Genomic DNA, 15,758 nt, shown 5'->3' on the forward strand with positions numbered 1-15,758 from the left:
TGAACGTATGTACGTATTTGAGAATGTAAAAGCAAGATAACGAAGTCGAAGAGGAGCAACCCTGCAAAAGCAAAACTTTGATCCTGCGGTGCAATCGCGTAAAATGGGAGGATAAAAGGAATATATGCTGAGTCTAACCGGCGATCCTCATATAAAAGGAGAACAAAACAATGACATTACCGCTTTCGAAACAACTAAATCGAGAATATATATTGAGCCAGCTTGAGGCTTTGCTTAACATACCAAGTCCTAGCGGATACTGCATGGACATTGTGAAGTATTTGGATACAGAAGTTGGGAGACTTGGCTGTTCGCTAGAGATAACGCCGAAAGGGAATGGTATGGTTACGATTCCAGGCGTTAATTCCGAGAAGGTGATCGGCATAACGGCACATCTAGATACGCTTGGAGCGATGGTTCGTTCGATTAAGTCAGATGGTACGGTTCGTTTTACGCCCATCGGGGGTTATAATATGCAAACCGTGGAAGGTGAATATTGCCTCATTCATACACGCGACGGCCGTAAATATGAGGGAACGGTTTTGTCTACAAAAGCGTCTGTGCATGTTTACTCCGATGCTCGTGAATGGAAGCGTGAAGAAGCGAATATGGAAATTCGCATTGATGAGCTTGTGAAAACAAAAGCGGAGACGGAGGGGCTTGGCATTTCCGTTGGTGATATTATATCGTGGGACCCAAGGGTGCGTATGTTCCCGAATGGCTGGGTGAAATCGCGGCATTTGGACGATAAAGCGAGCGTAGCTGCGCTGCTTGGTCTGATCGAGTGGTTCAAGCGTGAAGGAAATACGCCCGTACATACATTGAAGCTCATCTTCTCGACTTACGAAGAGGTTGGACACGGAAGCTCGCACATCCCGGCTGATATTACAGAGATGATAGCGGTGGATATGGGGGCGCTTGGCGATGATCTTTCCGCTACAGAGCAGGATGTTTCTATTTGTGCGAAGGATTCAACGGGGCCTTATGATTACAATATGACTACGCGGTTAATTGAACTGGCCAAACGCGAGAAGCTGGCGTATGCGGTCGATATTTACCCGCATTATGGCTCCGATGCATCGGCTGCACTGCGCGGAGGAAGCAATATCCGGGCGGCTTTAATCGGACCAGGGGTGCATGCTTCCCATGGTATGGAGCGAACGCATGCGGATGCAATAGTTAACACAGCGGCATTGCTCCTTGCTTATGTAATGGAATAAGAAGTCATATAGAAGGAACGAAGAGTACCGCGCTGTCGGTGCTCTTCGTTTTTTTTGCTGTCCTCTTTCGTCAAATTCATCGGGGAATAGGACGTTAGTAGATTAACGCTATATAGATATTTTGGAACAAAACGATAGTATTTGTGGGTCTGTTTCAGTGCTTTCGAAGCTTTATATTTATCCCGATTAATGCTCGATAGTCCTGATAGGATGCAAAGGATAGAACACGGAAGAGTACGAACACTAAGTATAAAACCTTTGAATGTCCGCTTTTTTGGCTTCAAGAGCCCTCTTTTTTGAGTAAAATCATCTTTTTATTGTTTACTTAATGTAAATATAACGGCTTTAGGTGGTAAAAAGCATACAAAAAAGAGAGATGCAAAATATGTCGAATGGTGCTGTACTCCTGCTTAGGTAGGATGCTGGTCAATAGTCCCTTGTTTTATCGTTAAAATAGTAGTTTTTTTTATTGGAATTGTGACGTGGAGAAATGTGGGAAAAAGAGAAAAACCTTTATATTACACGGCATTAAGGAAAAAAATAGGTGATCATATACGAACTAAAAGAGGGTCCTAATTCGAAAATTAATAAAACGCTTTCAATAATTAGAATTATCAAGTTCACCCTAAAAAGGATGGCGTGTTATTTCCAACTATTTACATCAACTAGGAGCCCGTACTTATAAAAACAGCGAAGAAAATGAGCATGAATGTCTAAGTGCCACCATGTCTTTATTCCCTCAAGAATTGTTCTCAACTGTGTCATACTAGAGTGCAGCGAGAGACAAGAAGCATTCCAAAACTCAAAATGTATGAGCGTGCTTATGAATGGAGGTTTCAAAGATGAAGGTTTCAAATCAGGAGCAGAAGCGAAAGAAGCTGAAGCAATTTTTGAAAAGGTTATCCGAGGATCCTTCTCTATTACAGAAAGACGGATACACGGAAACGAGAACTTTGCCTGAGCTCCTTGCTGCGACCGGCTGCCGTATTCCTAATGAACCGATAGACATGGCGGAGCTGGTATCGCATTTGCTGGGAAGGATCGGACTGCAAGCCTGCTCAGCGGATATGATGGAGCATGTGATGAATGGCGGAACCGTAGATGAATTTATAAACAACCCTAGAACATAATTATATCCTTATAAGCAGGAATAGCTGAAACAATTCCTGTAAACAAATGATGCCCAAAAGTTCGCGTTTTGAATAATGAGAGAATTTTAATATTCATTAAGAACAACTTCCGTAATGAACGAAGACGGATGAATCAATTGTAATGGAGGAAATGATTTGGAATTAAAACAGTATTGGATCATCGTCAAAAGAAGGTTACTGATGATAGCTCTACTTATTTCAGTAAGCTGTCTAACCATGGGCATTTACTCCAGCTACTTTATCAAACCGCAGTATGAGGCATCCGCTAAATTAATAGTTAACCAATATAAGGACGCTAGCTCGCTTATTCCAAGCATAGACGTTGGATCGATTAACTCCACAATCGGACTTATCAAAACCTATAAAGAAATTTTGAGAACACCGCGAATGATGAAAAGGGTCGTTAAACAATACCCGACGCTTGGGGTCACCTATAACGAACTAATTGGCAAGGTAAGCGTAAGCTCGGTGAATGAAACGCAGGTCATGTCCATATCGGTTAGGGATGACTCCTACGAGCAAGCAGCTAAAATTGCGAATGCGGTTGCTATCGTCTTCCAGAAATCGGTTCCCGAGCTGATGAAGGTAGATAATGTCTCGGTCTTGGACCAAGCAGATCCACATGAGAATCACGGGCCGGTGGCACCGAATCCGAAAATGAATATTGCGGTCACGTTCATGCTGGCCTTGATGGTGGGAGTAGGGATTTCCTTCCTGCTTGATTACTTGGATGACACGATTAAGACCGAGGAGGACATAGAGGCATTACTTGAGGTTCCGGTATTAACTTCAATTCCTATTTTTGAAGAGAGAGATGTGACGGATCGGAGCAACGGCGCACCGTTAACGACGAAGGCAGGGAGGGAACACAATGTCTCGCTTGATTCCTAAATGGAACCTCATTACAGAGCTTAACCCTAAATCACCTATATCTGAAGGTTATCGTATGCTGCGGACAAACATTGAGTTCTCGACGATTAATCAAAAGCTGCAAATTATTATGGTCACCTCTTCTAAGCCAAGCGAGGGCAAGAGCACAACCTGCGCCAATATGGCTGTCGCCTTTGCGCAAGCAAACAAGAGGGTGCTGCTAATCGACGCTGATCTTCGCAAACCTTCACAGCATCATATTTTTGGAAAGTCTAACCGAAGCGGTTTAACGACAGCTTTATTGAACCAGCTAGAGCTGGAGGACATTATCCAGTTTACGAATACGGAGAACCTGTCCATTATTCAGGCGGGGCCAACGCCTCCCAATCCTTCAGAGCTGCTCTCATCCGAGCAAATGGCGCAGCTGCTGAAGAAGGCTAGAGAAAAGTACGATGTGATCGTCGTTGACACACCGCCTATTATGTCTGTGACAGACGCTCAGATCGTAGCAACACAAAGTGACGGCGTCGTTCTCGTTATCGACTCGGGAAAAGTGAAAAAGGATGTAGCACTTAAAGCGAAGGCTCAGCTTGAGCATGTGAAGGCTAGGCTTATCGGAGTTGTGCTTAACAGAATTAATCGAAATCATTCAGATATCTACTCTTACTACTACGGAGAAAAAACGGACGCATAAGCATTATTCCGCTCGTGGCTAGAAGCAAAGAATAGATAGGTAATGTCTCCTGCACCTCTATCACCGGAGGCACTCGGTCATGCTGTGGGTCAGCCGACCTTAGACGTTAATCGTCAAGGGTGTGACGTGAGGAAGGGTTAGATGCCCTAGTTAACATAAAAAAATAATAGGATAGGGTGAAATCAAATGAAAAAAGTGAGAAAAGCCATTATCCCGGCCGCCGGACTAGGTACCCGTTTTTTACCGGCAACAAAAGCGATGCCTAAAGAGATGCTTCCGATCGTCGATAAGCCAACTATTCAGTACATTGTTGAGGAAGCGATCGAATCTGGTGTTGAGGACATCATTGTTGTAACTGGTAAAGGAAAACGAGCGATCGAGGATCACTTCGATATCGCATTCGAGCTTGAACATACATTAGAAGAAAAAGGTAAGTTCGACATATTGGAAAAGGTAAGAAAATCATCAAATGTGAATCTTCATTACATAAGACAAAAAGAAGCAAAAGGGCTAGGTCATGCCGTTTGGTGCGCGCGCAATTTTATCGGAAACGAGCCGTTTGCCGTTCTGCTTGGCGATGATATCGTGGAAGCAGAGGTTCCTTGCACAAGGCAGCTGATTGAGCAATATGAGAGAACTGGCCGTTCGGTTATTGGTGTTCAGACCGTAGGCGTTGATCAGACACATCGATATGGCATCGTTGATCCAGGTAAGCAGTTAGATAATCTTTATGAAGTCAATCGATTTGTAGAGAAGCCGCCGCAAGGACAAGCGCCATCTAATCTAGCAATAATGGGACGTTATGTACTCACTCCTGATATTTTCGAGTTTTTAGGCAGGCATGAGCGCGGAGCTGGAGGCGAAATTCAGCTTACCGATGCGATTCAGAAGCTGAACGTTGAACAAGGTGTTTATGCGTTTGATTTCAAAGGCATTCGTTATGATGTCGGGGAGAAGCTAGGCTTCATTATGACGACGCTTGATTTTGCATTAAGAAATAATGAAATTAAGTATCAGCTTATGACTGAACTTGAGGAATTAATGGAGCGGGAGCTTAGCAAGCGATTAATAGCTGGGAGGGGTGAAAGAAGATGACACCTCCACCCTATCAGGATGAAGCGGTAATCGGTGTTTCTGATTACTCTTCGAATGCGATCTCAAGACGTAAGGCTGAGCAAGGGGTAAGTGTATACTCGATTCTCAAACGTACGCTTGACATTGTTGGTTCGCTAGTAGGTTTAATGCTGTTAAGCCCTCTGTTTATCATCATCGCTATCCTTATTAAATGGGAGGATCCTAAAGGTTCTGTCTTCTTCTATCAAACGAGGATCGGCAAGGATGAGAAGCCGTTTCGTATGTTCAAATTTCGCTCGATGCTGACAGGTGCCGAAGACAAGCTGAAGGAACTCTTGGATAAGAACGAGATCAGCGGCGCTATGTTCAAAATGAAGGATGATCCTCGCATTACGAAAATCGGAAAGCTGATTCGCAAAACGAGTATCGATGAGCTGCCTCAGCTGCTGAACGTACTTCGAGGTGAAATGTCCCTGGTTGGTCCAAGACCGCCGCTTTCAAGGGAAGTCGCAGAATATACAGAGTACGACAAGCAGCGCTTGTCTGTAACGCCAGGCTGCACGGGGTTATGGCAGGTTAGCGGCAGAAACAGTCTCTGCTTCAAGCAGATGGTCGAGCTTGACCTCGCTTATATCGAGAAGAGATGCATTTGGTACGATATCAAAATCATGCTGAGAACAGTGAAGATGATGTTCGTCCCCCAAGATGCATATTAGGAAGCTTATGCTTACGAAGTCAGTTTTGCTACGCAAAACCAAGCTTATGCTTACGAAGTCAGTTTTGCTACGCAAAACCAAGCTTATGCTTACGAAGTCAGTTTTGCTTCGCAAAACTTAAGGAGTTGAAGATAGTGGCAAGAATCCTGCATATTTCAGAGTTTACTAAGGGCGGCATCGAAACACACTTGAACGAGGTGCTGAGCTACCAAGCGAGCAGGCACGATATTTATCTTATGGCTTCTGAGCAGAATTCCAGCCCTGATACGCTTCAAATTAGCCGAGATCGGTTGTGCCTGTACCCTTACAAGAGAAAGCCGGCTTATTTCATTCAAGCGATGAAAGCCATTCATCGCAAAGTAAAAGATTTAAATCCAGATATTATACATGTGCATGGAACGTTCGCGGGTGTTTTCCTGCGAACGTTATTTTTTTTCCGAAGCAATCGACCGGTCATCATTTATAACTCGCATGGCTGGGCGTTTCTGATGGATACGAAGCCGTGGAAGCAGCGTGTTTTTGCCCTGGTGGAGAAAGTGCTGGCATCTAGAACCGACTTTATTATCAATATATCCAAACATGAATTTGAGATGGCGAAACATTACGGATTGCCTACCGGCAAGTCTGGGGTCGTTTATAACGGCGTTTCGGATACAGCAGCCTTGAGCAAGCCTCCTTTCGAGACGGATCCTGATATGATTCATTTACTTTATGTAGGGCGTTTCGATCGGCAGAAGGGTTTTGACCTGCTGCTTGAAGTATTCAATGAGTATCAGTTCAAGAATGTTCGTCTATATTTGGTCGGCGATACGGTGCTGAAGGATGTGGAATATAGCTTCCCTGAGAACACGATTAAGATTGGCTGGGTGGATAATTCTCAGATTGACCGCTATATGCAATCCTGTGATGCGGTAATTATTCCATCACGCTGGGAGGGATTTGGCATTGTCGCCATTGAAGCTCTGCGGAATAAGAAGCCAGTTATAGCAAGCAATCGGGGTGCGCTTCCTGAAATTATTAGGGATGGCGTTAACGGATATGTTTTTGACTTTAACGATAAACAAGAGCTAGCGCACATCATTGATGAACTTGATAAGAAGAAATTGAAAGAGCTGGGACAAGCGGGCTGGGACATTTTCCAAGAGAAATTCCATTCAGACAAAATGAATACCCACATTGAGCGGCTATACGAAGAAACCATGTTAAGAAAAACCAAATCGTATTCCGCCGCTGTCAAAAAATATGTCTAGATTTACGGGGATGAACAAAGGATGAGTCTAAGCTTGCAAAATAACTTAATAACCAAAGCTAAATTAGCCCAAAAAGCGGAAAAGGAACAGTTCTTTTTGGCGATTTATTTGTGCCTTTTGCTGGTGCTTACCGTCTATCAGGATTTCCCGTTAGTCAATATGATCGGAGAGATCGGCAGAACGCCTATTATTTTAATGCTTCCGTTTTTTATGTTTTGTGAGATTGGGCTGATGGCGAGGCATAAGCGGGTGATGCACGGCTCGAAGCTGCAGAAATATATATTAGGCTTTATTTTATATTTGAGCTTTATCAGCATTATCTATTTGTTAATTCAATTTCTTCAAGGAAACTACAGCTTCGGATCAGAAAGCATGCTGGGCAAGGCCATAAAGGTGCTGATCTACTTCGTGCTAATCCTGCTGTATATCAGGCATATGCAGCTTGTTTTTGCCAAAATAAAAAGCTTCAAAATGCTGTATGGCTGCTTTCTTGCGGTCGTTACGCTGCTTACATTCATTATGATCGTCGAGCTTATGAGTATGCCTCATGCATTCACGTCTTTGCATGCAGGGAGTAATCCCTATTGGAGAGTGAGGATGCTGACCTCAGAGAGCAGCACGACGGGTTCTATTGTTGTGGTATATGCATCTATCCTTGTTTATTTAACGAAGTATTTAAGTCGGCTAGGCAGAATATTAACGATCGTATATGCTTCAGGTTTTTTTCTGTTTTACTTATTTATTACGGGCTCGAAAGGGTTTATGATCATCAGCTTGCTGACGCTTGTCGTGACGATGGTCAAGTTTTTGGATTTTCGAAAGAAGAAAAATTTTGTTTTGCTCTTCGCAGTCGTTCTGGCCATGTATATGTTCATCACTCAATTTGCCGGGGGTTTGGTCAGCTCGTTCAGTAATGATATTGAAAACTACACATCTTCCTATACGCGAATGGGAACGATCATTATCTCGCTGATTACGGTGTTTCACAATCCTTTTGGGGTTGGCACAGGTGCATATCTCATGTATTTCGATAAATATGTGAATGATTCAATCAGCATGATGTCCCATTTCTACTACAATACATTTGGCATCAGCCAAATTAATGCGGGGGAGCTGTTGCAATATTCGGGCTCGGATAAAAACCTGGGCGTCAAATCGGGTTTTTTCCAATGGGTCATGTTTGGCGGTATAATCTCGGTCTTGTTTTTCTATTTGCTAGCCAAAAACTTGATCGTAAAAGTGAAATCCAGCTCTATTTTATTTCTTGCTCTCGTTTTTATTTTATTTTCAACTCTCCTCGTTTCCTTGGAGATCAAATACGAGGTGTGGCTGCTGTTTGCTTTTATAAGTCACTATCTAGGAAATAACGAAATGAAACAATTCAAACGGTCGGGGGTAACGAAATGAAAATGCTAGTGGTGTGCAGTGATTTCCCCTATCCCGCCGACCATGGCGGAAGAGTGGACACATGGGGCAGAATTAAGGTTTTGGCAGAGCTGGGCTGGGAGGTGCACTTGCTCGTATGCGGCAAACAAATGCCATCCAAGGAAGAAATGGATACGGTGTACGACTATGTGAAAGTCATTACGCTTTGTGAACGTAGAAGCAAGCTTGCTGATTTGCTCTACGCCATACCTATGCAGGTGCAATCGCGGAGCGAGCTAAGTAACGTTGAGCTTGCTGGGGATTATGATTATGTGCTGCTTGAGGGCGATTACGTATATCCAGTTTTGCAAAATCCGAAGATTAAGCATGACACGGTCATTCTAAGGGTTCATAACGATGAAGCGGTATATTTTAAGGCGCTTGCTAGAAGCACCAAAAACGTCGTTCATAAGATGTACTACCATATGGAGAGCAGTAAATTTACGGTTTTGCAGAAAAAAATGCTGGAGAAGGTTAATAAATACTTGTTTATATCAAGCAAGGAGTTTGATAGCTTTCAGAAGCAAAATCCTGCTGCCAAAAGCTTGTTCCTGCCTCCCCCCGTTACGAAGGTCAACTTCGAGGCGAGTGATTTTCAAAGCAAGCATGTTGTATTCATTGGCTCTTTGTTTATGCCGAATAACAGAGAAGCGATTCAGTGGTATTTGGAGCATATTCATCCGCTGATGCTGAAGGAGCCGGATTATAAGTTCATCGTCGCGGGCAATAGCAGAAAACAGAGCCTCAGCTGGCTCGACAGCTATAATCTAACGAATGTGATTGTGCATGATACGCCAAAGAGTCTGGATGATATTTATCGAAGCGGTTATGTATTCGTAAATCCGATGCAGAACGGGGCGGGGGTCAAGCTGAAGACGATTGAAGCGATTCAGAATGGCTTGCCGGTCATCTCGACCTCCATCGGCTATGAGGGAACAGGGCTTGTCGATAATGAGCATATTCTAGTCGCTGATCGACCGAAGCAATTTTACGATAAAATCAAACAGCTATTCGATAATCCGCAAAAGGCCAAATCGCTGCTGGATTCATCACAAAGCTTCTTGCACACGCATTACAACCATAAAGAAGTGCTGAACACGTATATTCAATCCTTAAATGTCAGTTATCCAGTAAAGCAGGTGCAGTAGCATGAGTCGTATGAAGACGAATATTTTGTTTGTAACCCATGCCGATAAAAAAGGCGGCGCTGAGCAAAGCCTCATACATCTGATCAATTATTTGGATCCATCAAAATTCCGGGTTTTCTTATTAAGCCCTCGAGACGCGACGTATTTAAATGAAATTAGAGCCGAATATGTCCATTTTCCGCTGCAGCTGGGCAGTATTAAGAAAAAATTAGGATTAGGCTACATGGAAACGGTGCTTAAAATTCAGTCATTTGTGCGGAAAAATCGAATCGATATCGTCCATGCTAATGGCTGGCGAGCACCATGGTATGCAGCTCCGCTGAAATTTTTAACGAAATGCAAGCTGATCTGGCATCACCGCGATTACAGTCACTTGCGTATGTACAACCAAGTGCTGCCGCGCTTCTTTGATCAAGTTATTTGTATTTCGCATTTTGTAGCGAATTCAATTCAGGGCAGTAACAAAACGATTATTTATAACGGTGTTGATCCAGAGCTTGCTTTGACGAAAAAAAGCCGGACCTTTATGGAGGATGATACGCTCGTTATTGGAACGTTCGGCCGCATTGTGGAATGGAAAAGGTATCATCTTATGATCGAGGCGGTAAAGAAGCTTGCTGATAGCAATCGTCAAAATTGGAAGCTGCTCATTGTAGGTGATACTTCTGTAGACGGGTCGGATGACTATTACAATGACATGATTGAGAAGGTGCTGTCTTATGGCTTGGAGCACCATGTTGTCTTTTATGGCTATAGCAAAAAACCGCTTGATGTGATGAAGGAATGTGATTTAACGATTAATTTCTCGCTAAACGAGCCGTTTGGGCGAGTCATTATTGAATCGATGCTCGTACAAACGCCAGTTATCGTAGCGGATTCAGGCGGAGCGCCTGAGATCATTCATGAGACGAATGGCGGCTTTATCGTGAAGGATGGCGATGTCGAGGAGCTGTATCAGACGATTCAGCGTGTTTATGATCAAAGGATCGATTATGAGCAGCTATCCAGCCAAGGTTATACGAGTGTAATGAATGATTTCAATATGAATACAATCGCGAAGAAGGTAGAGTCCACGTACTACCAGTTGCTCACACCAACGACGAAATCCGAACCGGCGGGTGAGATGGCAAGATGAGTACAACCTATAGTCGGATTAGCTTCAGTAAGCTGCTGGCTGCACCAAATCGATTCGAATCGGCAGGCAGTGTCGTAACGCGGGACATTCCGAGCAACGTGCTTGCAGGAGGTACTCCCGCTAGAGTTATTCGCGAGCTCCATGTAACGAAGGAATGGATTCGTAGATATAACTAAAGGGAGCGTATGGCGATGAAAGTATGGATGTGGCCGAAATCAAGCGAGTTGAACTTCTACAATGATTTGTTGACGGATTCACTCAGCAGCGCAGGTATGGAAGTCAAAGATTTGAAGCACGGCAAGCTGATGCTTCAGGTTGGTGAGGCGAGAGCGGGTGATGTTGTCCATATTCACTGGATGCATCATGCGTATCAGAATGACAGGCTGCTGCTGTTCATTGTGAAATCGTTTATTTTTGTGATGACGATGCTTTATTTAAAGGTGCGGAGAGTGCAGCTTGTCTGGACGATTCATAATCTGTATCCGCATCAGGTGAAATATAAAGGGCTGGAGAGGTTCATGCGATCGCTCATTTGCAAGTTTTGCAGCAAGCTGCTCGTTGCCTCTGAGTCGATCAAACGTAAGGTAATGATGGAATTTGGGGTTCCGGCAAAAAAACTTTTTGTCGTAAAGCACGGTCACTATCTAGGCGTGTATAAGCCGGCAGGGTTAGATTTCAGACAGTGCTATGGTATCAGTGAGAGTGCTGATGTTTATTTGTTTTTAGGCGCGATCAAAGCTTATAAGGGTGTTGAGGATTTAATTGAAGCCTTCAATGCGCTGAAGACTAGAAATTCCTATCTGATTGTTGCGGGTAAGGCGGACAAGCAGATGGAATCTTTTTTGAAGCATGTCGAGGATAAAGAAAATATTATATTGGATTTACGCTTCATTCCGAATGAAGAGGTTGCTGATCTCATTAGCGCCGTCGATGTGATGGTGATGCCGTATAAGGAGATTACGACTTCAGGCTCAGCGATACTTGGCCTCTCATTCAGGAAGCTGATCGTCATGCCGGATAACGACTTTATTGATGAGTATTTTAAAGAGGACATGGTGGTCAGCTACAATTCAAACGATTATAACGGCTTGGAGAACGCGATGAAAGCAGCTTTAAATGTGAAGCGAGAGCAAAGAACGCCTAAGTATGAAGAGGTACTTAAGGAGCTCGACTGGAGTGCAATCGCACAAAGGATAAAAAATGTGTACCAAGGATGGGGATAAAGGATGAAGGTAACGGTAGCCATCTGCACCCATAACCGGGCTAAGGATACGGGAGAGGCAATTGAGAGTGTGCTTGCTCAAAGCTTTGAGCGGGAGCAAATTGAAATCGTTGTGATCGACAATCGCTCGACGGACAACACCGCAAAGGTAGTTGGCGAGCTTGCAAGGCGTCATGGCAAGGGAGTTCGTTATATTTTTGAAAACAAGCTTGGATTGTCGGTTGCTCGCAATCGAGCGATTAAGGAAGCAAAGGGCGAATATATTCTATTTCTGGATGATGATGCACTAGCCTCTCGCGACTGGGTGCGACATATCGTGGATGTGTTCGAGAGCGACGCGTCGATCGGCTGCGTAGGCGGCAAAATCGATCCGATCTGGGAAGTGGCTGAGCCGGATTGGATTCCGGAGGAACATCGTTCGGTGTTCACCATTCTCGATTATTCGAGCGTAGTTAAGGAAATGCCAGCACCGTCCATTCCTTATGGCGCTAACGTTGCTTTTCGAACAAGTGTATTCCGGAAATTCAAGCCATTCCGTGAGGATCTTGGGAGGGTTGGCACGAACCTGCTCTCGAGCGAGGAAAGTGAGCTAATCGCACGGATTCGGAAGAACTATAAGGTGTTTTATACTCCGTTTGCGAGTGTTCAGCACAAAATTGCCAAGGAGAGAACGACGAAAAAGTGGTTTTTGAAGCGTATTTTCTGGCAAGGTGTGAGCGATGCGGTTAAGCGGCAGGACAGAAGCTTCCTTGCTATCGTAAAGCATTTGGTTCGAATGATTCAGGCAATTGGAACGTCCTTGCTGTCTATTTTTCATTTTAAGAGATTTATTAGCCAAGTCGTGAAAATATGTTACCGCAACGGATCACTTGTCGGCATCCTGCGTTATAACGGCAGGGGTTGATAGACAGGTATGGCACAACTCGCCATTTCAAAAGCTTGGAGGGGCAACGGCCTCATTCAAACGATCATGCGTACGAGCGCAACCAATCTGCTGGTCATGGTCATTAGCACGCTGACCTCAATTGTGACGGCGCGTATGTTTGGTGTCGTTGGGAAGGGGGAGTTTTCGGCCATCTTATTTTGGCCGACGCTTCTCGCAGGACTTGTAGGCTTCGGATTACCGACCTCTCTTATTTATAATATGAAGCAAAATAAAGGCAGCGGGAGCGATTTTGTTAGAGCGGGTTTTCTGTTTCAAATTCCGGTCAGCATAATCGTTGGTGTGGTCGCGTGGATTTGGCTGCCGGTTTGGTTAGGTAATTATCCCGCTGACATCGTTCAAATTGCGAGATGGTATACGGTGCTTATGCTGCCGATTCTGCTCGCTATCAATTTAATATCGGCACTGGCGCAAAGTACGGGCAGGTTCAGCATTTATAATGGTGTGCGTTTATCTGTTCCGCTGTTCAATTTAGTTGGGCTTATGGGGCTTTGGGCAGTCGGCGATTTAAGCTTGCACAATGCTTCTCTCGTCTTCCTCGTGACCAGCGTGCTTGTTATATCGTGGTCCCTGTACAGCATAAGGGACGCGCTTCGGATAAACTGGCTAAAGGGGCTTGGCAATCGATTGGCTGCCAAGGCACTGTTCGGATATGGCAGCAAAGTGTTCGGAGTTGAGCTGTTAGGGACGTTGTATTCACAGTTCGATAAGCTGGTCATTCTATCGATGCTGACTGCTAGAGAACTCGGGTTGTACACCGTCGTATACGCGTTGTCTCGCGTATTCAATGTCGTGCAAATGGCGATCACCAATGTTGTGTTTCCGAAGGTGACCGGCATGGATAAATCAGTCATTATTGCGACGGTTGGCAGGGCATTTCGACTATCGATGATGCTAATGACAATTGTTGTCGTTCCAAGTATGTTCATTGGACGATATCTGATGGGCATTCTGTTCGGAGCACCGTTTCTGGAAGCGAGCGGAGCATTTTATCTGTTGTCGTTTGAATGTATTCTCGGGGGCGGCTCATGGATTTTGGCATCCTCGTTTAATGCGATGGGCCGTCCGGGATTAGTGCTTATACGCCAGCTTATTGCGTTGACGGTAACGATCGGATTGTTTTTCCTGTTAACGCCTTTGTATGGGCTGAATGGAATCGCGCTCGCCTTGTTGATCGGAGCGGTCATCCGCTTAGCGGTGACGATGGTTTCGATGAGGATGATTTTTCGTGTAGAGCTTTCAGGCATGTTGTTTGATAAAAATGATTTCCGTTTTCTGATCGACCGTTTGAAAGACAAAAAACTACGTAAAGGAGCGCGTTGATATGCAAGTTGAATCACAGGTACATCCGATGGAGGGTTTGAAGCAGATGCTGCTTCGTATCACGAAGGTGATTCCTCCGGGCTCAAGCATTTATTATATCGATTACCCTGTATACAACAATGGCGGAGATTTGTTGATCATGAAAGGAGCAGAGGCGTTCTTCAAGGACAATAATATCCGCGTTGCGGCTCGTTACAGTGTCCTTGATTTTCCCGACAAGCTGAACATTCCGAAGGATCAGATCATTGTACTGCAAGGCGGAGGCAACTTCGGCGATTTGTATCCGGTGCATCAGAAGCTGCGGGAGAAAATTGTTGTCGACTACCCTAACCACCGGATCGTACTGCTGCCGCAGACGATTTTCTTCGAGAAAGAAACGGAGTATGATCGGACAGCGCGTATTTTCAACAAGCATAAGGATGTACATCTTTTCATTCGAGATACGCTGTCTTATGGCGTGGCTGCTCAAAAGTTTCATAAGTGCTGCGTATACTTATCACCTGACATGGCGCATCAGCTATGGCCGATTTTACCAAAAAGCAACCCTGGCAAGGAGCTGCTCTGCTTTTTCCGCACGGACATCGAGAAGACATCTGAGCAGGCGAGCTTCGAATCTGCTGGAATGGGAGATTTTTTGGACTGGGCATCCCTTTACAATCGCGTGGAGAAAAAGTCAATTAAGATGATCGGACAAATGATGACGAAGAGCAGTGTGCCGCTGCCAATGCAGGCGATATGGGGCAAGTATTCAGATTACCTAGTGGATAAAGCGGTTAAGCGTTTCAGCGGTTATCGTGCTGTACAAACCTCAAGACTACACGGGCATATATTATCTTGTCTTATGGACAAGCCGAATACGCTGCTCGATAACTCATACGGCAAAAACTCTAATTATTATAACACTTGGACAAGCGCCATCAAGTCAGCTCAACTAGTGGTGAAGAACGAAGCTTAGTTGCCTCGGCAACGGGGACTGGCACTTATAAGGCACATTGGTGGGGCGCGCGTCATGCATAAGTCTAATTTCTAGATCTATTTGAGTTAATTTGGTCGTTTTGGGAGAAATAGATCTAGTTACTAGACTTATTTTCTCGGTACGAGCACTTATAGGGCACATTGGTGGGGCGCGCGTCATGCATAAGTCTAATTTCTAGATCTATTTGAGAGAAAATGGTCGTTTTGGGAGAAATAGATCTAGTTACTAGACTTATTTTCTCGGTACGGGCTCTTATGGGGCACATTGGCGGGGCACGCGTCATGCATAAGTCTAATTTCTAGATCTATTTGAGTGAAAATGGTCATTTTGAGCGAAATAGATCTAGTTACTAGACTTATTTGTTCGGTACGGGCACTTATAGGGCACATTGGTGGGGCGCGCGTCATGCATAAGTCTAATTTCTAGATCTATTTGAAAGAAATTGGTCGTTTTGGGAGAAATAGATCTAGTTACTAGACTTATTTGTTCGGTACGGGCACTTATAAGGCACATTGGTGGGGCGCGCGTGGATAACTACGAAGTCATACAAGCAGCAGTGCTCCACAAAACTAAGCTGATGCTTACGAAGTAAGTTTTGTTACGAGGTCTAT

At 44.5% G+C, this 15,758-nt stretch carries 15 protein-coding genes; all 15 read left to right on the plus strand.

Annotated elements, in window-relative coordinates; genetic code table 11:
• The first annotated feature begins 170 nt into the window (after positions 1 to 170).
• Positions 171 to 1,220 (plus strand): M42 family metallopeptidase, encoded by a 1,050-nt coding sequence (locus tag AC0YN6_RS06680; protein ID WP_475745866.1) that lies wholly within the window; start codon positions 171 to 173, stop codon positions 1,218 to 1,220.
• Positions 1,221 to 2,062: 842 nt separating this feature from the next.
• Positions 2,063 to 2,350, plus strand: a complete 288-nt coding sequence (locus tag AC0YN6_RS06685; protein WP_475745867.1) for a hypothetical protein — start codon at positions 2,063 to 2,065, stop codon at positions 2,348 to 2,350.
• 156 nt (positions 2,351 to 2,506) lie between these two features.
• Entirely contained in the window at positions 2,507 to 3,262 is a 756-nt protein-coding gene (locus AC0YN6_RS06690; RefSeq protein ID WP_475745868.1) for a YveK family protein, read from the plus strand.
• Positions 3,243 to 3,935, plus strand: a complete 693-nt coding sequence (locus tag AC0YN6_RS06695) for a CpsD/CapB family tyrosine-protein kinase (protein WP_475745869.1) — start codon at positions 3,243 to 3,245, stop codon at positions 3,933 to 3,935. The genes AC0YN6_RS06690 and AC0YN6_RS06695 overlap by 20 nt, the downstream gene beginning before the upstream one ends.
• 186 nt (positions 3,936 to 4,121) lie before the next feature.
• On the plus strand, positions 4,122 to 5,030 hold the full coding sequence (galU, locus tag AC0YN6_RS06700; RefSeq protein ID WP_475745870.1) for a UTP--glucose-1-phosphate uridylyltransferase GalU: 909 nt from the start codon (positions 4,122 to 4,124) through the stop codon (positions 5,028 to 5,030).
• Entirely contained in the window at positions 5,027 to 5,725 is a 699-nt protein-coding gene (locus AC0YN6_RS06705) for a sugar transferase (RefSeq protein ID WP_475745871.1), read from the plus strand. The genes galU and AC0YN6_RS06705 overlap by 4 nt, the downstream gene beginning before the upstream one ends.
• 134 nt (positions 5,726 to 5,859) lie before the next feature.
• Positions 5,860 to 6,975 (plus strand): glycosyltransferase family 4 protein, encoded by a 1,116-nt coding sequence (locus tag AC0YN6_RS06710; protein WP_475745872.1) that lies wholly within the window; start codon positions 5,860 to 5,862, stop codon positions 6,973 to 6,975.
• Positions 6,976 to 6,996: 21 nt separating this feature from the next.
• A complete protein-coding gene (locus AC0YN6_RS06715) occupies positions 6,997 to 8,382 on the plus strand; it encodes a hypothetical protein (protein WP_475745873.1) in 1,386 nt (461 codons plus the stop codon).
• The gene (locus AC0YN6_RS06720) at positions 8,379 to 9,548 is read left to right on the plus strand and encodes a glycosyltransferase family 4 protein (protein ID WP_475745874.1); all 1,170 of its coding nucleotides are present in this window, start codon (positions 8,379 to 8,381) and stop codon (positions 9,546 to 9,548) included. The genes AC0YN6_RS06715 and AC0YN6_RS06720 overlap by 4 nt, the downstream gene beginning before the upstream one ends.
• 1 nt (position 9,549) lies before the next feature.
• Positions 9,550 to 10,683 (plus strand): glycosyltransferase, encoded by a 1,134-nt coding sequence (locus tag AC0YN6_RS06725; protein WP_475745875.1) that lies wholly within the window; start codon positions 9,550 to 9,552, stop codon positions 10,681 to 10,683.
• Entirely contained in the window at positions 10,680 to 10,859 is a 180-nt protein-coding gene (locus AC0YN6_RS06730) for a hypothetical protein (RefSeq protein ID WP_475745876.1), read from the plus strand. Before AC0YN6_RS06725 ends, AC0YN6_RS06730 begins: the two co-directional genes overlap by 4 nt.
• 15 nt (positions 10,860 to 10,874) lie before the next feature.
• Complete coding sequence (locus AC0YN6_RS06735) at positions 10,875 to 11,906, plus strand: glycosyltransferase family 4 protein (protein WP_475745877.1); 1,032 nt, start codon at positions 10,875 to 10,877, stop codon at positions 11,904 to 11,906.
• A 3-nt stretch (positions 11,907 to 11,909) separates the two neighbouring features.
• Positions 11,910 to 12,809: a glycosyltransferase gene (locus AC0YN6_RS06740; protein ID WP_475745878.1), complete on the plus strand. Its 900-nt coding sequence runs from the start codon at positions 11,910 to 11,912 to the stop codon at positions 12,807 to 12,809.
• A gap of 9 nt (positions 12,810 to 12,818) precedes the next feature.
• Positions 12,819 to 14,171 (plus strand): oligosaccharide flippase family protein, encoded by a 1,353-nt coding sequence (locus AC0YN6_RS06745; RefSeq protein WP_475745879.1) that lies wholly within the window; start codon positions 12,819 to 12,821, stop codon positions 14,169 to 14,171.
• Between the two features lies 1 nt (position 14,172).
• Entirely contained in the window at positions 14,173 to 15,126 is a 954-nt protein-coding gene (locus tag AC0YN6_RS06750; RefSeq protein WP_475745880.1) for a polysaccharide pyruvyl transferase family protein, read from the plus strand.
• Positions 15,127 to 15,758 lie beyond the last annotated feature (632 nt).

It is taken from the genome of Paenibacillus sp. J22P15, assembly GCF_056269345.1.